This window comes from Acinetobacter sp. G18, from assembly GCF_052660225.1.
In genome coordinates this window covers 522,680-543,217 of sequence record NZ_CP109658.1, presented here as the reverse complement: position 1 = coordinate 543,217, position 20,538 = coordinate 522,680, and the positions used below count along the sequence as shown (strand labels likewise).

Here is a 20,538-nt window from a genome sequence, read left to right as displayed (position 1 = left end):
GGTGTTTGAATAATGAGCTGGCGATGACTTACTCTCACATGGGTAACCCCACACTACCATCAGCGCTAAGAGGTTTCACTTCTGAGTTCGGGAAGGGATCAGGTGGTTCACTCTTGCTATGGTCGCCAGCACAACTGTTTATGGATACTTGCTTTGGTCTTATTATTTGCCGAAGCGTTTTCCAAATCTTTACAGATTGGGCTGATTGAATCTGACTTGTTCATTTTATCTAGTGGAATAACTAAATCAAGTTTCTTTGTAGATTTATGAATCGATTGATGCTTTATATACAACTGCTTGGGTGTTGTATAGTCAAGCCTCACGAGCAATTAGTATTGGTCAGCTTCACATATCACTATGCTTCCACATCCAACCTATCAACGTCCTAGTCTCGAACGGCTCTTTAGAGGAATAAATTCCTAGGGAAATCTTATCTTGAGGTAGGCTTCCCGCTTAGATGCTTTCAGCGGTTATCCCTTCCGAACATAGCTACCCGGCGATGCGACTGGCGTCACAACCGGTACACCAGAGGTTCGTCCACTCTGGTCCTCTCGTACTAGGAGCAGATCCTCTCAAATTTCCAGCGCCCACGGTAGATAGGGACCGAACTGTCTCACGACGTTCTAAACCCAGCTCGCGTACCTCTTTAAATGGCGAACAGCCATACCCTTGGGACCTGCTTCAGCCCCAGGATGAGATGAGCCGACATCGAGGTGCCAAACACCGCCGTCGATATGAACTCTTGGGCGGTATCAGCCTGTTATCCCCAGAGTACCTTTTATCCGTTGAGCGATGGCCCTTCCATACAGAACCACCGGATCACTAAGACCTACTTTCGTACCTGCTCGACTTGTGGGTCTCGCAGTTAAGCGCGCTTTTGCCTTTATACTCTACGCGTGATTTCCGACCACGCTGAGCGCACCTTCGTACTCCTCCGTTACTCTTTAGGAGGAGACCGCCCCAGTCAAACTACCCACCAGACACGGTCCTCGTCCCGGATAACGGGACAGAGTTAGAACCTCAACATTACCAGGGTGGTATTTCAAGGACGGCTCCATTGGAACTAGCGTTCCAACTTCAAAGCCTCCCACCTATCCTACACAAGTAAGGTCAAAGTTCAGTGTCAAGCTGCAGTAAAGGTTCACGGGGTCTTTCCGTCTAGCCGCGGGTACACTGCATCTTCACAGCGATTTCGATTTCACTGAGCCTCTGCTGGAGACAGCGCCGCCATCATTATGCCATTCGTGCAGGTCGGAACTTACCCGACAAGGAATTTCGCTACCTTAGGACCGTTATAGTTACGGCCGCCGTTTACTGGGGCTTCGATCAAGAGCTTCGCTTACGCTAACCCCATCAATTAACCTTCCAGCACCGGGCAGGCATCACACCCTATACGTCCACTTTCGTGTTTGCAGAGTGCTATGTTTTTAATAAACAGTTGCAGCGGCCTGGTTTCTGCGGCTGTCATCAGCTCAGGAAGCAAGTTCCATCACCAACAACAGCGTACCTTCTCCCGAAGTTACGGTACCATTTTGCCTAGTTCCTTCAGCAGAGTTCTCTCAAGCGCCTTGGTCTACTCGACCTGACCACCTGTGTCGGTTTCGGGTACGATTCCTGTGTAACTGAAGCTTAGAGACTTTTCCTGGAAGCATGGTATCAGCCACTTTACTGTACAAGTACAGCTTGCTATCGGATCTCAGTATAGAGTACCCCGGATTTGCCTAAGATACATACCTACATCCTTCCACCTGGACAACCAACGCCAGGCTGACTTAACCTTCTCCGTCCTCTCATCGCATTACACAGAAGTATTGGAATATTAACCAATTTCCCATCGACTACGCCTTTCGGCCTCGCCTTAGGGGTCGACTCACCCAGCCCCGATTAACGTTGGACTGGAACCCTTGGTCTTTCGGCGAACGGGTTTTTCACCCGTTTTGTCGTTACTCACGTCAGCATTCGCACTTCTGATACCTCCAGCATACTTCTCAATACACCTTCATCGGCTTACAGAACGCTCCCCTACCACTTGACTAATGTCAAATCCGCAGCTTCGGCACATAGTTTTAGCCCCGTTACATCTTCCGCGCAGGCCGACTCGACTAGTGAGCTATTACGCTTTCTTTAAAGGGTGGCTGCTTCTAAGCCAACCTCCTAGCTGTCTATGCCTTCCCACATCGTTTCCCACTTAACTATGATTTTGGGGCCTTAGCTGGCGGTCTGGATTGTTTTCCTCTTGACTACGGACGTTAGCACCCGCAGTCTGTCTCCCGGATAGTACTCATAGGTATTCGGAGTTTGCATCGGTTTGGTAAGTCGGGATGACCCCCTAGCCGAAACAGTGCTCTACCCCCTATGGTATTCGTCCGAGGCGCTACCTAAATAGCTTTCGGGGAGAACCAGCTATCACCAGGCTTGATTAGCCTTTCACCCCTATCCACAAGTCATCCCCTGGCTTTTCAACGACAGTGGGTTCGGTCCTCCAGTTAGTGTTACCCAACCTTCAACCTGCTCATGGATAGATCGCCTGGTTTCGGGTCTATACCCAGCAACTAAACGCCCTATTAAGACTCGATTTCTCTACGGCTCCCCTATACGGTTAACCTCGCTACTGAATATAAGTCGCTGACCCATTATACAAAGGTACGCAGTCACCGAACAAGTCGGCTCCCACTGCTTGTATGCATGCGGTTTCAGGATCTATTTCACTCCCCTCACAGGGGTTCTTTTCGCCTTTCCCTCACGGTACTGGTTCACTATCGGTCAGTCAGGAGTATTTAGCCTTGGAGGATGGTCCCCCCATATTCAGACAAGGTTTCACGTGCCTCGCCCTACTCGTCATCATTATGTGTGCCCTTTCGTGTACGGGAATATCACCCTCTACGTTCGCACTTCCCAGAGCGTTCCACTAAAACACACATAACTTAATGGGCTGATCCCCGTTCGCTCGCCGCTACTGAGGGAATCTCAATTGATTTCTTTTCCTAAGGGTACTGAGATGTTTCACTTCCCCTCGTTCGCCTTGCAACACTATGTATTCATGTTGCAATACCTACCTTAAAGTAGGTGGGTTCCCCCATTCAGAAATCTCCGGATCACAGGATATTTGCCGCCTCCCCGGAGCTTTTCGCAGGCTATCACGTCTTTCATCGCCTCTGACTGCCAAGGCATCCACCACATGCACTTAATTACTTGACTATACAACCCCAAACAGTCGTCAACACCTACAAGTGAGTGTTGTCCGTGCGATTCTTCATCGCCACTATCTGTTGTCTGTGTACTTAAACACTGTACAGCTTCAATCTAAATTCATATACCAAAACGCTTGATTCAGTTAATTTGCTAGTTCTCAATTCATTCAGATTAATTGCTTAATCTAAACTCTTGAGTGAACAATTTATTTCAGACTCAATTTTGCCAATCTGTTAATGAATAAACACGCCTTCGTCAGGTCATGCTTAATACCGTGATACTTAAATCACAGAAGTTAATAAACCAAGACCGAAATCTCTATTTACTAATTTCTGTAATCCGAACTTATCTTAAGTTCTGGTGGAGACTAGGAGAGTCGAACTCCTGACCTCCTGCGTGCAAAGCAGGCGCTCTACCAACTAAGCTAAGTCCCCAGCTTACATCATCAGTTATGTATCTTTTATCTATAACTTCAACCAGTCAAAGTCATGGTGGGTCTGACAAGACTTGAACTTGTGACCCCACGCTTATCAAGCGTGTGCTCTAACCAACTGAGCTACAGACCCTCAGATACATCTATGAAGAACAACTTGTTGTGGATTCTTACCAATCGTCAATCTTTCGTTAAGGAGGTGATCCAGCCGCAGGTTCCCCTACGGCTACCTTGTTACGACTTCACCCCAGTCATCGGCCACACCGTGGTAACCGCCCTCTTTGCAGTTAGGCTAGCTACTTCTGGTGCAACAAACTCCCATGGTGTGACGGGCGGTGTGTACAAGGCCCGGGAACGTATTCACCGCGGCATTCTGATCCGCGATTACTAGCGATTCCGACTTCATGGAGTCGAGTTGCAGACTCCAATCCGGACTACGATCGGCTTTTTGAGATTAGCATCACATCGCTGTGTAGCAACCCTTTGTACCGACCATTGTAGCACGTGTGTAGCCCTGGCCGTAAGGGCCATGATGACTTGACGTCGTCCCCGCCTTCCTCCAGTTTGTCACTGGCAGTATCCTTAAAGTTCCCGACATTACTCGCTGGCAAATAAGGAAAAGGGTTGCGCTCGTTGCGGGACTTAACCCAACATCTCACGACACGAGCTGACGACAGCCATGCAGCACCTGTATGTAAGTTCCCGAAGGCACCAATCCATCTCTGGAAAGTTCTTACTATGTCAAGGCCAGGTAAGGTTCTTCGCGTTGCATCGAATTAAACCACATGCTCCACCGCTTGTGCGTACTCGTCAATTCATTTGAGTTTTAGTCTTGCGACCGTACTCCCCAGGCGGTCTACTTATCGCGTTAGCTGCGCCACTAAAGCCTCAAAGGCCCCAACGGCTAGTAGACATCGTTTACGGCATGGACTACCAGGGTATCTAATCCTGTTTGCTCCCCATGCTTTCGCACCTCAGCGTCAGTGTTAGGCCAGATGGCTGCCTTCGCCATCGGTATTCCTCCAGATCTCTACGCATTTCACCGCTACACCTGGAATTCTACCATCCTCTCCCACACTCTAGCTAACCAGTATCGAATGCAATTCCCAAGTTAAGCTCGGGGATTTCACATTTGACTTAATTAGCCGCCTACGCGCGCTTTACGCCCAGTAAATCCGATTAACGCTTGCACCCTCTGTATTACCGCGGCTGCTGGCACAGAGTTAGCCGGTGCTTATTCTGCGAGTAACGTCCACTATCTCTAGGTATTAACCAAAGTAGCCTCCTCCTCGCTTAAAGTGCTTTACAACCATAAGGCCTTCTTCACACACGCGGCATGGCTGGATCAGGGTTCCCCCCATTGTCCAATATTCCCCACTGCTGCCTCCCGTAGGAGTCTGGGCCGTGTCTCAGTCCCAGTGTGGCGGATCATCCTCTCAGACCCGCTACAGATCGTCGCCTTGGTAGGCCTTTACCCCACCAACTAGCTAATCCGACTTAGGCTCATCTATTAGCGCAAGGTCCGAAGATCCCCTGCTTTCTCCCGTAGGACGTATGCGGTATTAGCATCCCTTTCGAGATGTTGTCCCCCCACTAATAGGCAGATTCCTAAGCATTACTCACCCGTCCGCCGCTAAGATCAGTAGCAAGCTACCTCTCTCCGCTCGACTTGCATGTGTTAAGCCTGCCGCCAGCGTTCAATCTGAGCCATGATCAAACTCTTCAGTTAAAATCATTTTGTACCTTATTTAAAGACAAGGTACCAATTCTGGCTCATCAATTACTGACTTAAATTTCGCTCAAATAAACTTCGAGTAATTTAAACCAATCAATCAATGAAAATTATTTCGATTAATCAATCAGTAAAAATCCACACAAGTTGTTCTTCAATTCTCTTAATGATCTTCTTCCTGGTTCGTCACCAGCAAGCTAGGTCGGCTATATTACTCTTAATCTCTTAAAAGTCAACAGGTAATTTCGATATTTTTTAAAACTTATTTTCTAAACCACCTTGTCATCAAATTCATCACTTAAAGCAACCAACTTAATCACAAGTAACTGTTTTTCAACAAGTTTCTATCTGCATCACCGCCGATGGATGTGCATTATAGAGGATTAAGAGCCAGTTGCAATACCTTTCTTATATTTTATTATTCAAGCGGTCACTTTTTAGGCTTTTTAGTAGAAATTAGATGAGATATTAAACTTTTTTTAGTTAATCAACTTCATGTAGAATAGATTATTCATGCAATTGATGTGGCATTAACTCACCATGTGGCATTCCGCTAAGAAAGTATTATTCTGCATACTTGTAGTGCTTGCTACGAGTGGGCCTGCGTATGCCAATTCAAAACATAACTTCTATGTGCTAACTTTATCTATTTTAAGTTATAGCAAATGGGAGAATGTAAGCACCCCTACTCTTTGTGTAATTGATAATGCTTCAATTACTTCTACTTTTCAGTCTTATATTCAACAATTATCTTATAATTATCGTGTACAAACAGTTAATGTTAAAGATTTCCCCAAGTCACATTGCCAAGCTGTTTACTTTTCTACAACTTCCCCTCAACAACAACAAAATTTAATTCAGAATTATCCATATCGTTCTTTGCTTTCTTTAAGTATTAATAATCCAGAATGTGAAGTTGGTAGTATCTTTTGTTTATATGATCAAAATAATTACACCACTTTTAAAGTTAACTTAGATGCATTAAGCCATTCCAAGGTCCATATTGATCCAAGGGTATTACTCTTGGCTAAGAATGCGGAGTAAGGGCCATGATATCTAAGTTGTATCAGTCCACTTCTCTACATGCTCTTTTTAGAAAGTCTCAATTTACGATTTTTGCGATTACTTTTTTTATTTGTTCTTTTACCTTTGTATCTATTTCCGTTTTTACTATGGAAACTTATGCAAAGCAAAATTTGCAATTACTTAGTCATACGCTTCTTGAGCGTATTCAACCTGCTGTAGTGTTTAATGACAAGATCACAATAGAACAGATCTTAAATGAATATACGAATGATCATTCTATTCGAGCTATTCATATTTATGATTCTGAACATCATTTAATTGCACAAAGTTTTAAGTTGTCTAGTCAAACTTCCGTTTTGGAAGGATGGTTTAATCATTGGTTCTTAAATGAGCCTGTACATTTAACGATTTATCATCACCAACAGAATGTTGGCGAGCTAACGCTTTTTGGTAGCTCTGAAAAAATATTGCAATTTTTAAAGATGATTATGGTCGGTCTAGCGATCGCGATGTTATTTATTGTTTGTGCACTATGGTGGTCAGTGAATTTAACTTATCGTCAAATTATGCAGGCGATTTATCCTCTTACCAATATTGCTCAAATCGTAAGTGAACAGAAAGCTTATAATCTTCGCTTTCCATATAACCGTATTAAAGAGTTTCAAGATTTAAATACTGTTTTTAATCAGTTGCTTGAAGAAATTCAAATTTGGGATAATCAGTTACAAAAGGAAAATCGAAAACTATCTTTTCAAGCTCATCACGACCAACTCACGTTACTACCAAACAGACATTATTTTTATCAAATATTGTTAGATATGTTTGAAGATAAGGATTTTGACAACAAGTCTGCTCTATTATTTATAGATAATAATAACTTTAAGGCAATTAATGACCAGTTCGGACATTTAGCTGGTGATGAAGTCTTAAAAGAAATGGCCAAAAGATTACAGACTCGTTTACGGCATCAAGATTTTATTGCCCGTCTAGGCGGCGACGAATTTGCGGTCATTTTGCATTCCATTAGTCATGCTGATCATTTAATATCTATTGCTGAAAATTTACTCGAAAGCTGTAAAGAACCTTTGCATCTAAATGATCAAACGATTTATTTCAGTTTTAGTGTGGGGATTGCTTTATCCCAATTTGCGTCTAGTCCAGAAGATTTTATTATGCAAGCCGACCAGGCGATGTATAAGGCTAAGACTTCTGAGCAACATTGGTTTATTTATAAACCAGAGAATTAAATTTAGGCTAATCTATGAATACAAGATCTTTAAAACTCTCCTTTATTGCATTGCTGTGCATTGCTCTTGCAGGCTGCTTGAGTTTTGGCCCTTTGAAATATCGTCAAGTAAAAATGCTAAAAAAAGAGGGTTTTGTTCTAACTAATGAAGGCTGGACTCTAGGTTTACCAGAACGTTTATTATTTGATTTTAATGATGCAACGTTGAAACAAAGCCATGAAGCAGAACTTGTACGCTTAGCAAATCAATTAAATAAATATGATTTGAATAAGTTAAAAATTGTTGGTCATACTGACGATGTAGGTAATCCTGAATATAACCAGAAGTTATCTGAAGAGCGTGCACAAAGTGTTGCTAACCTTTTCTTGACTCGTGGTTTTAAAAAGGAAAATATTTATGTTATTGGACGTGGTTCAACTCAACCATATGTACCAAACACAACCAATGAAAATCGGGCAATCAATCGTCGTGTTGCAATCGTCATTATTCCTTAATTTTCTTATTTAAAAAAAGCCAATCTTCGTGATTGGCTTTTTTGTTTTATACAAGTTCAATAATATCAATAGTCGGTGGTACACGAAATCTTAAAGGTATGCCAACCATACCTGTTCCTACGGTAACAAATACATCAGCATGCTCGTGTGAATAAAAGCCACGTTTGTGACCTAAAATTGATACTTTTTTCATAATGTAGTTAGTTACCCACGGAAGCTCAACCTGTCCCCCATGAGTATGTCCTGATAACATCAAAGGTCGATTGGGTAATTTGGGAACCATATCTACTGTATCTGGATTATGAGAGAGGATCAGCCACGGTTTATCTTGTGGTAAGTTTGGCATTGAACGCATATCGGTTTTTCCCGCCCATAGATCACCAATACCAATTAAGCGAAATTCGTCAAACTCAACAATTTTACCTTCAATATCCATAACTTCATTGTAGTAAAGTGCATCTTTTAATAATTGTTGGATAGGTGGTCCTGGATATTGTTCATCATGATTTCCAGGAACTGAATAGACTGGAGCTTGAATATCTTTGAGTACAGCCAGTTCTTGTACTAGTTTGTCTTCTGGTTCATAGGTCCAGTCGCCTGACACAACCACCAAGTCAGGTTGTTGCTCATTGAGTTTTTTCACAATGATTTTGAGTTGTCGTTCGTGACCAGAAAATAAACCTATATGTAAATCAGCAATTAAAGCAACTTTTACAGGCTTATTAAAACGGCGATCCGGATTCAAACGATATTGATGAACATCAACACGTACCATATGCGGTTCTATAAAACGTGCATAAATGAGGATACCGCTTAATAAAAAGATAAAAATGGTTTGGTGAATTGAGTAATATCCTATCCAACCTGCATATAAGTTAAAGAACCAAAGTGGAATAAGAAGATAAGATAGATAAAAAGTAAGTAAGTGAACAAAAGCTTTAAATGGATGAATTGTTTCTGTACGTGATTGATGAATCCAAGCTTCGACAATGCCCCACAAGGCAAGTATTGAAAAAATAAAGTAAAAACAAAAGATGATTGAATTTGGATTCCACATTACGATTCTCGACTTATCTTATATTGATTGCTAGTAATCAAATTCAATATTTATCTTTCAATATGCACGAATTATACTCTAGCTCACCTTATCGTATGTATTGATTATGGCACAATCCTTTCATTCCAAACAGCTTCAAACTCATCAACAGGCTAAAGGCTTTTTGATCAAAGCTTCTTTAGTTGTCTGTTCAAGTTTTGCTGTGACTTTGACAGGTTGTAGCACTTTACCCAAACATCGTGCAGAGCCGATTGAATATGCACGAGATATCGATACATCTCAAACTTCACTTGCAAAAATTATTACACCTTTGCGGGAACAAAATCCAAATTTAACGGGTTATCATCTGTTAAATGATCCGTTAGAAGCACTTGCGGCTCGTTTAAGGTTGATTGATAAAGCCGAAAAGACTTTAGATTTACAATATTATATTTGGGATAATGACAAGGTCGGCGCTTTAGCTTTACATGCGATTATTCGTGCTGCAGATCGTGGCGTTAAAGTACGTTTATTGATTGATGATAATAACGCTAAAAAAATGGAAGGGGTTTTACTGGCCCTTTCTCAGCATAAAAATATTGAAGTTAAATTATTTAACCCTTACCGTTTTCGCGAATACCGCGCGATGGATATGATTTTAGACTTAAAGCGTATCAATCGTCGTATGCATAATAAGAGCTTTATTGCTGATAATCAGGTGGCGCTCATTGGTGGGCGTAATATGACAAATCAATATTATAACGTCAGTGATAATTACCAATTTTCTGATGTTGATGTCATGTTAGTTGGTGCTGCTGTTGATGACATCGTAAATTCTTTTGATGATTACTGGAATCATGAATATGCCTATTCGGTCCAGAGCATTGTTAGTGCTCAACAACACCGTTTACGCTATGAAAGTTTAAAAGAACAACTCGATGCTCATTATCAACAGGCAACTGTTCAAAACTTTCTTAACTTAACTTCTAAGTCGCATGCTTTTGATAAATGGCTAGACCATAACATTCAATTTGACTGGGTTAAGGCAGAGGTCGTAAAAGACTCCCCTGATAAAATTAAGTCAAAAGCAAAAAAAGAAGAGCATTTAAATTTCCAATTGATTAACCATTTGGAAAAGCCCGAAAGTAATGTTGATTTGATTTCTGCTTATTTTATTCCTGAAAAGCAAGGCGCTAAAATTTTGAGTACGCTTGCGAAAGAAGGTGTAGAAGTTCGAGTTTTGACAAACTCATTTAAGGCAAATGACGTTGCTGTAGTCCATGCTTTTTATGGTAGATATCGAAAAGAACTTTTGAAAAATGGCGTACAACTTTATGAGTTTTTACCAGCCCCAGATAAACGTAATTTAAATAAAAATACGGAAGAGTTGGCAACTAAGGCTAAAGTAAACATGAAAGGCTTAAGTCGTTCAAGCTTACATACCAAACTCATGGCTTTAGATGAACAGGTTTTTATTGGATCATTCAATTTTGATCCACGTTCTGCTTATTTAAATACTGAAATTGGTGTAATTTTAGATAGCCCATCGCTAGCAAAAACAATTCACCATACGATGGATGAAAACTTAAATAAATATGCTTATAAATTAAAGCTCGACCCAAATAACAATATTTATTGGCAACAAGAAACCTCTAAAGGGCCTGTTATTTATAAAAAAGAACCAGAAATGAAATGGTGGCAAAAGGCAGGCATGAAGTTTCTTTCATGGCTACCTCTCGAAGGGTTTATGTAATTAACTTTTTGGCTTAAGTACTTTTTGATGTAATTGAGCCAAACCTTCTACCATTTTTTGTTGGACTTCTTGAGTCAGACTTTTTACATCGTGCCCTTCGACCGAGATAGGAGGCAAGGTCAGTAGATGAGCTGTTACTTTCGGCATTTCTAGCACATGCTGAATATGTTCAACAAATGACATCTCACCAATAAATGGTGCAACATTATCTAATTCACCATGACGGTTTACATAGCAAATTAAGCACACCTGTACTGGGCGCTTGGCTTCAATAGCAGCCCCGAGTAAACGACCATGTATTTTTTTAACAGAATGACCATCTGTAGTAGTCGCTTCAGGAAAAAATAATACTGGAATATTTTGTTTTAAGAATTCAGCAATTTGCTCTCGAATTCTAATAGAGTCACCAGAGCCACGCTTAATAAATAAAGTACCGCCACCCTTTGCTAAGTTACCAAAAACAGGCCAATTTTCTATTTCAGCTTTAGCCAAAAAGAACACGCGCGCACCCGAACCTAAGACAGCAATATCAAGCCAAGAAATATGATTGCTTACCCATAAAGCTGGCTCTCTAGGAATCGTTCCATGCACTTGAACATCGAGGTTAAAGACTTTGCATAAACGGCGACAAAAATATTGGACGTATCGTGTATTAACAGGATTATTTGGATCCTTATAGAGTCCATGACGATAAACTAAATAAAAACCTTCACTGATTGCCGCAGTTGCTGAAGTAACTTTCTTTCCGTACAAGCCTATTTTAGAAAATTTCTTTAACGTTGAATTTAATATACTTTGCGTTTGAGCCATAAAATTTCACTAACGATCAATCATTGTTATACCTATCTCGAGCCATTCTATACGTTTCGCAATTAACTTGCATCGCTATGCGATAGAAGCAAATAAAAAATAAAATGCATGTAGATAATCTAAAGGATAAGAGTAAACCCTTTCCCCTTTTACTCAAGTTTCCTCTAGAATAAAGTTTTACCCTTTTCAGGATTTATAGCCACGTGGAATTAGTTGATCGGCATCAAGGCGGTGAGCGCACAATATTAGTGAGTGTGTCTGTACAATTATTAGACGATTTGGATGCCGAAGAGTTTGCTCTACTTGCACAGTCTGCTGGTGCGGATATTCTTGAGCACGTTAAAGTACAACGTAATAAGCCAAATCCTAAATTTTTTATTGGTTCAGGTAAAGTCGATGAAATAGCCGAGAAAGTTCAAGAATTAGAAGCCGGGCTGGTTATTTTTGATCATGCATTATCACCTGCTCAAGAACGAAATTTAGAAAGAATATTAAAATGTCGGGTCATTGACCGTACTGGTTTAATTTTGGATATTTTTGCCCTACGTGCCCGCACCCATGAAGGTAAATTACAAGTCGAACTTGCTCAGCTTAAACATTTATCAACTCGCCTGATTCGTGGTTGGTCTGCTGACTTTGAACAACAAAAAGGTGGTATTGGCTTACGTGGTCCTGGTGAAACACAACTCGAAACAGACCGTCGTCTCATTCGTGTACGTATTACTCAGTTAAAAGACAAGTTAGAGAAAGTCCATCAAACTCGTATACAAGGACGAGCAGCCAGACAAAAAGCTTCAATTCCAACCGTATCTTTAGTGGGTTATACCAATGCTGGTAAATCTACTTTATTTAATATTTTAGCGAAAAGTGATGTATATGCAGCCGACCAACTGTTTGCAACACTTGATCCAACCTTACGTCGTTTAGAGTGGGATGGTATTGGTACTGTTGTGCTCGCAGATACTGTCGGTTTTGTGCGAAACCTACAACATGATTTAGTTGAGTCTTTCAAGGCAACTTTAGAAGAAACGCTTGAAGCAACATTACTCTTACATGTAATTGATAGCAGTAGCCATGAAATGCTGGATCAGATTGAAGCTGTTGAAGGTGTGTTAAAAGAAATTGGCGCAGATGCCCCTGTCCTTCGTGTTTACAACAAGATCGATTTAAGTGGTGAAGAGGCTAAAATTGTTTATTCAGAGCCGCATGTTCCTGATCGCGTTTATGTATCTGCACATTCAGGTTTAGGTCTAGATTTACTACGTCAAGCTGTTCAAGAATGCTTAATGGGCCAACTTCAACAATTCTCATTAATACTTAAACCTGCTTATGGCAAATTGCGTACCCAGCTTTATGCTTTAAACGTTATCGAATCTGAACATTATGATGATGAAGGTCTATTACATATTGATATACGAATAGCCCCTCATAAGCTCGAGCAATTAATTCGCCAAGCCAAATTACCTATAGATGAGATATTAGGTGAACGAGCGAGTCAGTTTAAACGACCACTAGAAGAGTTTGAAATCAAGAACTAGATCAGTTAAAACTTGATAAGTAAACTTTTAGAGATAAAAAATATGGATAAGATCAAAAGTATAGATTGGGCAGCATGGGTAGGAACTTTTCTACTTATTATCGGCTTTCGTGAAGGCTCAGTCGTCGTTATGCGTACTTTTGGTCATCCAGAATTAGGAAACTTAGTCGGTTTAATTAGTTTACTCATCATTTTGCTCGTTTGGCGCAAGTTTAAGAAAATTCCTTTAAGACTAGTCGACACCAACAATAAAATCATGAAAGAAAGTGGTTTTGCTTTTTTACCTATTTGTGCAGGATCATTAATTATGCTGGTGCATATGGGCAAAGAAATTCCTTTATTTCTCTTTGTACTAGTGGTGAGCACCCTTATCCCGCTGTGGGTCTATGCAAAAATGGCCAAACACTGGTTATAAGGAGAATAAAATGTTTATGATTTTATATGGATTTTTGATCACTCTAGTTGGCTACCTTTGTGCAAAACCTTTAAACCGCCGTTTCCCTCAAGTCCCTCTCTTAGTTTTCGGTATGTTCATTGTGATTGGTTTATTGTCAATCTTGAAAGTTCCTTATGAAGAATACCGACTTTATGTAAATGATTTATTCAGCCATCTACTGGGTTATGTCACAGTTGCTTTAGCGATACCATTGGCTGCAATGCGATATGACGATCTACCTCTTAAATCAGTGATTGGAATTTTGTTTTTTGCAAGTATTAGCGCCGTTGCTTTACCCATGGGACTCGCTTATTTACTTCATATGTCTGAGCCTACTATTCTGGCTTTTGCTACACGCGCTGTAACTACACCTATTGCTTTAAACATCGCAACTTTATTACATGCCCCTGAAACATTAGTCACGTTAATTGTGATTTTATCCGGAGTTATTGGTGCAGCATTTTCACCATTTTTACTTAAACATATTCATGATGAAAGAGCATCAGGTTTAGCTCTAGGTTTAGCCGCACATGCTATTGGAACAGCTCAAGCTTGGCAACGTGGCCCTGTTGCGGGTCGTTATGCCGCTTTTGGTATGGCTTTAAATGGTGTATTTACCGCCATATGGCTACCGACTTTCATGTTATCTGTAGGAATTTCCTGATCAAAAAGTAGTTCAAATAAACATTGAACCAGTGATCAATTAGAAATAAGATGATCTTTTCAAATCTAAAAGGATTTTTGATTATGGGGAAATTTTTTGTTGGAGCGTTGCTCTTATTGGGGATAAATTCAGCTACTTTTGCAGCTGATATTACTGGTATGTGGCAAACGATTGACGATAAAACTGGTACGCCTAAGGCTCATGTAGAAATACGAAAAGAGGCAAATGGTACTTATTCAGGAAAAGTTGTAAAAATTACACCGCGTCCGGGTTATACACCAAAAGAAATTTGTGATAACTGCCCAGCGCCTTATACCAATAAGCATATTGTAGGTTTAGATATCGCGACTGGTTTAAAACAAGTGGATAGTACAACCTACACTGGTGGTAAAATTCTAGATCCAAATACTGGCAAAGTTTACGGATTAAAAGCCAAACTCAGTGCAAATGGTAACCGTCTACACATGCGTGGTTATCTTGGAGTTTCAGCTTTAGGCCGCAATCAAATTTGGATTCGCCTAGAATAAATCTTAAAAAAGAAAAAAGCCGCTTATGCGGCTTTTTTTATTACATGACAGGATTAACTACTGAAAAACTTTGCTGGTCTTCAAGACGATAAGCAATTAAGTTTTTACCCCACACACAGCCACCATCTACGTTCTGAATATGTTCACTGATTGTTCTGCCTTCTAGAGCAGCCCAATGACCAAAGAATACTTGATGTGTTTGTGCAGCTTTACTTGGAAATTCAAACCAAGGTAAATAACCTTCTGGCATAGGTGCATCTAAAGTATCTTTAAAACTAAATTCCAAAGTACCTTCTGCATTAGTTAAACGCATGCGTGTTAAATAATTGGTAATACAGCGTAGGCGATCATTACCAGTTAAGTCATCTGTCCAAAGATCTGGTTTTGAACCATACATTTCAGCTAAAAAAGCATCTAATACAGACAGATCATCATGTGCTAATACAGCTTCAACTTCTTTCGCTAAAGCAGCCGTTTTTTTTGCATCCCAAATACAAGGTATACCAGCATGTGTTAGCACAGTTTGTTCATTTGGAAATAAACATAATGGCTGTTTACGTAACCAGTCGATGAGTTCATCACCATCCACAGCATCAATAACATCCTGTGTACGATCTTTCTCTTTAATTTCTTTAAGACCACGAGCACAAGCAACCAGTGTTAAATCATGATTACCCAAGACGGTTGCAGCTGCGCCACGATCGGCTAGTTTTTTAATAAAACGAAGTGCACCTACAGAATTTTCTCCACGTGCAACTAAATCACCAGCGAACCAAATAAAATCTTGGTCAGGATCAAAACGTATTTCCTTCAGCAATGCTTTGAGTGCTTCAAAACAACCTTGAACATCTCCAATGATATAGTTATAGCGCTTGGTCATTTATGCCACCATTTGATCTGCCAAAGCGACAAACTCGGCAAGTGTCAGAGTTTCTGGACGAGCCATTGGGTCAACGCCTGCTTTCTCAAAGCCATTTTCTGCCAGCATACCTTTAAGACTGTTTCTTAGAGTTTTACGGCGCTGTGTAAACACGTGTGCAACCAAACGAGCTAAAGCTTTCTCATCTTTTGCGACAATCGGTTTTTGTTCATAAGGAACTAAACGGAATACTGCACTCGTTACTTTTGGTGGTGGATTAAATGCGCCTGCAGGAACTTCAAATAAAAATGTAGGCTGGCAATAATATTGAATCATTACCGATAAACGACCATATTCTTTTGTATTTGGTTCAGCAGTAATACGATCAACCACCTCTTTTTGCAGCATAAAGTGCATATCTTTGACTTTGCTACCAAATTCCAAGAGATGAAAAAGTAGTGGTGTTGAAATGTTATAAGGTAAATTACCTACTACACGTAATGGTCGACCATCTTTTACGAGTTCACTAAAGTCATATTTTAATGCATCAGCTTCTACAATAGTTAAACGTTCTGGGTGTGGAACACGCTCTGGCAAACCCGCTGCTAAGTCACGGTCTAACTCAACAACTGTTAAAGCATCACACTCTCCAATTAAAGGAGAAGTTAATGCAGCCAAGCCCGGACCAATTTCAACAATATTATCGCCTGTACGCGGATTGACAGAGCGCACAATTTTGGCAATGACTCGCTGATCATGTAAGAAGTTTTGACCAAAACGTTTACGAGCTTTATGCCCTTCATCTTTCGGGTTTAGGGCATTAATTTGATACATAGAACATTTCCAACATGAAAAATTTAACTCGCGGCCAACGATAAAGCTAAATCGACAGCGACATTTAAACTTGAGCTTTTTGCCAAACCTGTCCCAGCTAAAGACAGAGCAGTACCGTGATCGACTGAAGTTCGAATAAACGGTAAGCCCAATGTGATATTAATTGCTTCACCAAAACCTTGTGATTTTAGCACAGGTAAGCCTTGATCATGGTACATGGCAAGAACAGCATCAGCATTTTTAAGATGTTCAGGAGTAAATAAAGTGTCTGCTGGCATACTTAAACTGATTTTAATGCCTTGAGAGCGGTAAGTTTCAAGAACCGGATTAATGGTATCAATCTCTTCACGACCTAAGTAACCATCTTCACCCGCATGAGGATTTAAGCCACACACCAAAATCCTTGGATCGGTAATTTTAAACTTAGTTTTTAAGTCATGAAGCAAGATATCTATTACTTGATGCAAGCGTTGTTTGGTAATTGCATCTGCTACATCTCTTAAAGGCAAATGTGTAGTCGCTAAAGCAACTCGCAAGGTTTTAGTGGCGAGCATCATGACAACACGCTCTATACCTGCAAACTCTTGATAATATTCGGTGTGACCACTAAACAAAATTCCTGCATCATTAATGACTGATTTTTGTACCGGCGCAGTAGCTACACCTACACTTTTACCTGACATTGCATAATCAGCTGAGCGACTTAGTTGCTCTAATACATAAGCAGCATTAGCTGGGTCTAATTGACCGTCAGTGACTTCTGTTTTTAATGCAACATGCTCTATATAAAGCTCACCTTGTAAAGATGATTGAGTCTGTCCGGTATACTCTAAAAACTTAATATCCAAGCCAAGCTTTTGAGCACGTTGTTGCAATAAATTTCGGTCAGCTAAAACAACAACCGGACGTTCATCAACTCGTTTCGCCAGACTTAAACAAATATCTGGACCAATACCGGCAGGCTCACCGGAAGTGACATATAAAGGCAGCACAATCACCCCCGACACATTTCTAAAATTTGAATTATTTTAACATATCCTACATTCATCGGATTAGGGATTAAATTATCTACCTTAAACTGGATTTTTCTTGTGACTTTGGACAAACTCGTTTAGAATGCTCGCTCCTTTTGTTTGGACAGATTCCATAGTCCAAACCAACTATAATAGGTAGTGGTTTAATGAAAACTCTCAGCGCTAAGCCAGCTGAAGTTCAACATGACTGGTATGTTGTTGATGCTTCTGGCAAAACTTTAGGTCGCCTTGCGACTGAAATCGCTCGTCGTTTACGCGGTAAGCATAAAACTTCTTATACTCCTCACGTTGACACTGGCGATTACATCGTTGTGATTAATGCTGAACAAGTTCAAGTGACTGGTAAAAAATCACTTGATAAGAAATATTATCGCCATACTGGTTTCCCTGGTGGTATCCGTGAGACTAACTTCGAGAAGTTAATTGCTCACAAACCTGAAGCTGTTCTTGAAAAAGCGGTTAAAGGCATGTTACCAAAAGGTCCTCTTGGTTATGCAATGATCAAAAAAATGAAAGTGTACGCTGGTACTGAGCATCCGCATGCTGCTCAACAGCCACAAGTTTTGGACATCTAAGGGATACAGCACATGGCTACTAATTATGGTACAGGTCGCCGTAAGACCGCAACTGCACGTGTTTTCTTGTCAGCTGGTACAGGCAAACTCGTTATTAACAACCGTACTTTAGAGCAATATTTCGGTCGTGAAACTGCTCGTATGGTTGTTCGTCAACCTTTAGAACTTTTAGAAGTTACTGAAAAGTTTGACCTTTACATCACTGTTAAAGGTGGTGGTATCGGTGGTCAAGCTGGCGCGATCCGTCACGGTATTACTCGTGCGCTTATCGCTGCTGACGAAACTTTAAAACCTGTTCTACGTCAAGCTGGTTTCGTTACTCGTGATGCTCGTGAAGTTGAACGTAAGAAACTTGGTTTACGTAAAGCTCGTAAACGTCCTCAATTCTCTAAACGTTAATTCGTTTACCGAATCGGACAAAAAGCCTTGGATTTTTCCAAGGCTTTTTTATTATAAAAACAGAACCAACAGATAAGAACTTATAAATATAAAAACTATCTCTTTAGAACCGTGATTTCCTAGAGCATTTTTAGTATTCTAATCGATTCACTCAACCACGTCGTCTTGTGATATGTCGGTCGAAAATACCTCTATTCAGGGGATTACCCTTTACAGCCATGCTGATGATTTCCGTTCTCACTGGATTCGTTTCTTATTAGCAGAAAAACAAATTAAATATCAATTGATCATAACTGATCACGAAGATGAGGATTTAGCAAGTCTAAACCCTTATAACCAATTACCGATGCTCCTTGAGCAAAACCTGAAATTATTCTCAGCACCCATTATTGCTGAATATCTTGATGACCGATATCGTCAGAGTAAACTTTACGCCGATGCGCCGATGGCACGCGCAGAACAACGACAATATATTTGGCGTCTTGAAAATGATTGGTTCAAATTGGCTGATCATATGCTCAAACATGTAGATACTTTAAATATAGAACAAAAACAAAAAGCCCAAAAAGAACTACGTGAGACCTTAATTTCTCTTACTCCACTATTTCAGCATTTTCCTTACTTTATGTCGGAAAATTTTTCAATTTTGGATTGTATGCTTGCCCCAATTTTTGTGAGGCTGAATAGCATGGGAATTGATTTACCAAAGCAGCAGTGTCGGCCTATATTTTTGTACTGTAAACGTATCTTTAGCCGCCCTTCTTTTGTTAAATCAATGACGGCCCAAGAGAAAACCCGTTACAATGAACAATTAAATATGGAATAGTGTGATATGTCTGAGCAAACTATTGAATTAACCCCTACACGTCCTTATCTTGCTCGTGCAATCTATGAATGGATTTGCGACAACAAACTCACACCTTATTTACTTGTTGATGCAACACAGCCACATACGGATGTACCACAACAATTTGTCAAAGATGGTCAAATCGTTTTAAACATTGTTCCACATGCTGTACATCAATTATTGATTACCAATGATGCTATTACTTTTTCAGCACGGTTTGGTGGAGTTTCCAAAAATATTTATGTGCCTATTCAAGCTGTTTTAGGCCTGTATGCACGTGAAAATGGTCAGGGTTTATTCTTTGATCCAGAAGAATATGCCAATGTCACTCCTGCAGAAAATGTAATGGGGCCAGAAGTACAAGAATCAACTGAAACAACATCGAGCAAGAAAAAACCAACATTAAGAATTTTAGATTAAATTTAGAGGAATAAAGTATGGCATTTGATTTAGTCCAATACTTTGCTGAGCAAATAAAAATTCAGAAGCCTCAGCTTTTAAATCAATATCCAGCAAATGAAAAGAATAAGCTGATTGATGAAGTTAACGTGCTAACACTTGGCAAGTTAATCAGCTTATGGCGTCAAGATGATAGTAAAATTTATAATGAAATAAAAACTGCTGATCCACTATATATTCAAGAAGTAGCGCGCCATCTAACTACATCTAAACACAATCAATCAGTTTTAAAAAATACTGAGCTCGAACAAAGTATTTCTGAAATTCTCACATTACAGTTAACAGAGCTGAATCAGCTTGATGACACTGGTGGGTTCGGTCAAAATGGATTGAAAGAGCTCATCTTAGGTCAAGTTGAACATTTATCAGGCCAAGCGGAAGACTGGGTTTGGTCAACAAATCACCTAACAGAGTTAATTGGTTCTAAACCTGTTGAGCAAGAAGAGCTATCATTGGATACAACAATGAAGGAGTTTAACCAAATGGTTCATCAAGCCCAACCATCCCACGAAGATTTGCATATTGAAGAACAAACAATCGAAACTTCAGTTCCTACATGGTCAAAGATAATTGCTCCTGTAGTTGCTTTAGCAATCTTGGGTTATTTGTACTGTATTTATACTCAGCTTGTTTAATTTCATCAT

The 20,538-nt window shown here is 40.2% G+C and carries 18 protein-coding genes, 2 tRNA genes and 3 rRNA genes; 13 read left to right on the top strand and 10 right to left on the bottom strand.

Going from position 1 to position 20,538, the window contains the following annotated elements; all coding sequences use genetic code 11:
• Window positions 1-15 precede the first annotated feature (15 nt).
• From rrf to NE363_RS02640, 5 genes are all read right to left on the bottom strand, one after another.
• A 5S ribosomal RNA gene (gene rrf, locus NE363_RS02660) occupies window positions 16-130 on the bottom strand.
• Between the two features lie 178 nt (window positions 131-308).
• A 23S ribosomal RNA gene (locus tag NE363_RS02655) occupies window positions 309-3,198 on the bottom strand.
• Between the two features lie 352 nt (window positions 3,199-3,550).
• A tRNA-Ala gene (locus tag NE363_RS02650) sits at window positions 3,551-3,626 on the bottom strand.
• Between the two features lie 55 nt (window positions 3,627-3,681).
• Window positions 3,682-3,758 (bottom strand) — tRNA-Ile (locus NE363_RS02645).
• A gap of 59 nt (window positions 3,759-3,817) precedes the next feature.
• A 16S ribosomal RNA gene (locus tag NE363_RS02640) occupies window positions 3,818-5,354 on the bottom strand.
• Together the 16S, 23S and 5S rRNA genes with 2 tRNA genes alongside form the textbook arrangement of a ribosomal RNA operon.
• Before the next feature lie 543 nt (window positions 5,355-5,897).
• Here NE363_RS02640 and NE363_RS02635 point away from each other — a divergent pair.
• From NE363_RS02635 to NE363_RS02625, 3 genes are read left to right on the top strand one after another with little or no spacing between them, the layout of a single operon-like run.
• Window positions 5,898-6,401, top strand: coding sequence for a YfiR family protein (locus tag NE363_RS02635; protein ID WP_004704137.1), 504 nt, complete (start codon window positions 5,898-5,900; stop codon window positions 6,399-6,401).
• Window positions 6,402-6,406: 5 nt separating this feature from the next.
• The gene (locus NE363_RS02630; protein WP_004704135.1) at window positions 6,407-7,630 is read left to right on the top strand and encodes a diguanylate cyclase domain-containing protein; all 1,224 of its coding nucleotides are present in this window, start codon (window positions 6,407-6,409) and stop codon (window positions 7,628-7,630) included.
• Window positions 7,631-7,644: 14 nt separating this feature from the next.
• Entirely contained in the window at window positions 7,645-8,124 is a 480-nt protein-coding gene (locus tag NE363_RS02625) for an OmpA family protein (RefSeq protein WP_004704133.1), read from the top strand.
• A 46-nt stretch (window positions 8,125-8,170) separates the two neighbouring features.
• Here the strand turns inward: NE363_RS02625 and NE363_RS02620 are convergent, their stop codons facing one another.
• A complete protein-coding gene (locus NE363_RS02620; protein WP_039255371.1) occupies window positions 8,171-9,181 on the bottom strand; it encodes a metallophosphoesterase in 1,011 nt (336 codons plus the stop codon).
• Window positions 9,182-9,287: 106 nt separating this feature from the next.
• Between NE363_RS02620 and NE363_RS02615 the strand changes: the two genes are divergently transcribed.
• Window positions 9,288-10,913, top strand: a complete 1,626-nt coding sequence (locus NE363_RS02615; protein ID WP_004704129.1) for a phospholipase D family protein — start codon at window positions 9,288-9,290, stop codon at window positions 10,911-10,913.
• On the opposite strand, the gene NE363_RS02610 is transcribed toward NE363_RS02615, so the two are convergent.
• Window positions 10,914-11,723, bottom strand: coding sequence for a lysophospholipid acyltransferase family protein (locus tag NE363_RS02610; RefSeq protein ID WP_151750180.1), 810 nt, complete (start codon window positions 11,721-11,723; stop codon window positions 10,914-10,916).
• A 203-nt stretch (window positions 11,724-11,926) separates the two neighbouring features.
• Between NE363_RS02610 and hflX the strand changes: the two genes are divergently transcribed.
• The 4 genes from hflX (at window position 11,927) to NE363_RS02590 (ending at window position 14,887) form a co-directional block, all read left to right on the top strand.
• A complete protein-coding gene (gene hflX, locus NE363_RS02605; RefSeq protein WP_077164333.1) occupies window positions 11,927-13,261 on the top strand; it encodes a ribosome rescue GTPase HflX in 1,335 nt (444 codons plus the stop codon).
• Between the two features lie 42 nt (window positions 13,262-13,303).
• Window positions 13,304-13,675: a hypothetical protein gene (locus NE363_RS02600; protein ID WP_019456617.1), complete on the top strand. Its 372-nt coding sequence runs from the start codon at window positions 13,304-13,306 to the stop codon at window positions 13,673-13,675.
• A 10-nt stretch (window positions 13,676-13,685) separates the two neighbouring features.
• Window positions 13,686-14,360 carry an LrgB family protein gene (locus NE363_RS02595; RefSeq protein WP_086497342.1) on the top strand — a complete coding sequence of 225 codons (675 nt, stop codon included), beginning with the start codon at window positions 13,686-13,688 and terminating at the stop codon, window positions 14,358-14,360.
• An 83-nt stretch (window positions 14,361-14,443) separates the two neighbouring features.
• Window positions 14,444-14,887 carry a DUF2147 domain-containing protein gene (locus NE363_RS02590; RefSeq protein WP_004704121.1) on the top strand — a complete coding sequence of 148 codons (444 nt, stop codon included), beginning with the start codon at window positions 14,444-14,446 and terminating at the stop codon, window positions 14,885-14,887.
• Window positions 14,888-14,927: 40 nt separating this feature from the next.
• Here the strand turns inward: NE363_RS02590 and NE363_RS02585 are convergent, their stop codons facing one another.
• The 3 genes from NE363_RS02585 to pdxA are packed head-to-tail and all read right to left on the bottom strand — an operon-like array spanning window position 14,928 to window position 17,587.
• Window positions 14,928-15,767, bottom strand: a complete 840-nt coding sequence (locus NE363_RS02585) for a symmetrical bis(5'-nucleosyl)-tetraphosphatase (protein WP_151750182.1) — start codon at window positions 15,765-15,767, stop codon at window positions 14,928-14,930.
• On the bottom strand, window positions 15,768-16,580 hold the full coding sequence (gene rsmA / locus NE363_RS02580; protein WP_445535768.1) for a 16S rRNA (adenine(1518)-N(6)/adenine(1519)-N(6))-dimethyltransferase RsmA: 813 nt from the start codon (window positions 16,578-16,580) through the stop codon (window positions 15,768-15,770). It abuts the gene before it with no gap.
• 23 nt (window positions 16,581-16,603) lie between these two features.
• Entirely contained in the window at window positions 16,604-17,587 is a 984-nt protein-coding gene (pdxA, locus tag NE363_RS02575) for a 4-hydroxythreonine-4-phosphate dehydrogenase PdxA (RefSeq protein ID WP_445535767.1), read from the bottom strand.
• Window positions 17,588-17,760: 173 nt separating this feature from the next.
• On the opposite strand from pdxA, the gene rplM reads away from it, so the two are divergent.
• The 5 genes from rplM (at window position 17,761) to NE363_RS02550 (ending at window position 20,529) form a co-directional block, all read left to right on the top strand.
• Window positions 17,761-18,189: a 50S ribosomal protein L13 gene (gene rplM, locus NE363_RS02570; RefSeq protein ID WP_002117832.1), complete on the top strand. Its 429-nt coding sequence runs from the start codon at window positions 17,761-17,763 to the stop codon at window positions 18,187-18,189.
• A 12-nt stretch (window positions 18,190-18,201) separates the two neighbouring features.
• On the top strand, window positions 18,202-18,588 hold the full coding sequence (gene rpsI / locus NE363_RS02565; protein ID WP_002048725.1) for a 30S ribosomal protein S9: 387 nt from the start codon (window positions 18,202-18,204) through the stop codon (window positions 18,586-18,588).
• A 172-nt stretch (window positions 18,589-18,760) separates the two neighbouring features.
• A complete protein-coding gene (locus NE363_RS02560) occupies window positions 18,761-19,414 on the top strand; it encodes a glutathione S-transferase N-terminal domain-containing protein (protein WP_019456612.1) in 654 nt (217 codons plus the stop codon).
• A gap of 6 nt (window positions 19,415-19,420) precedes the next feature.
• Complete coding sequence (locus NE363_RS02555; protein WP_004704111.1) at window positions 19,421-19,855, top strand: ClpXP protease specificity-enhancing factor; 435 nt, start codon at window positions 19,421-19,423, stop codon at window positions 19,853-19,855.
• Window positions 19,856-19,872: 17 nt separating this feature from the next.
• Window positions 19,873-20,529, top strand: coding sequence for a hypothetical protein (locus NE363_RS02550; protein WP_004704109.1), 657 nt, complete (start codon window positions 19,873-19,875; stop codon window positions 20,527-20,529).
• Window positions 20,530-20,538: the final 9 nt, after the last annotated feature.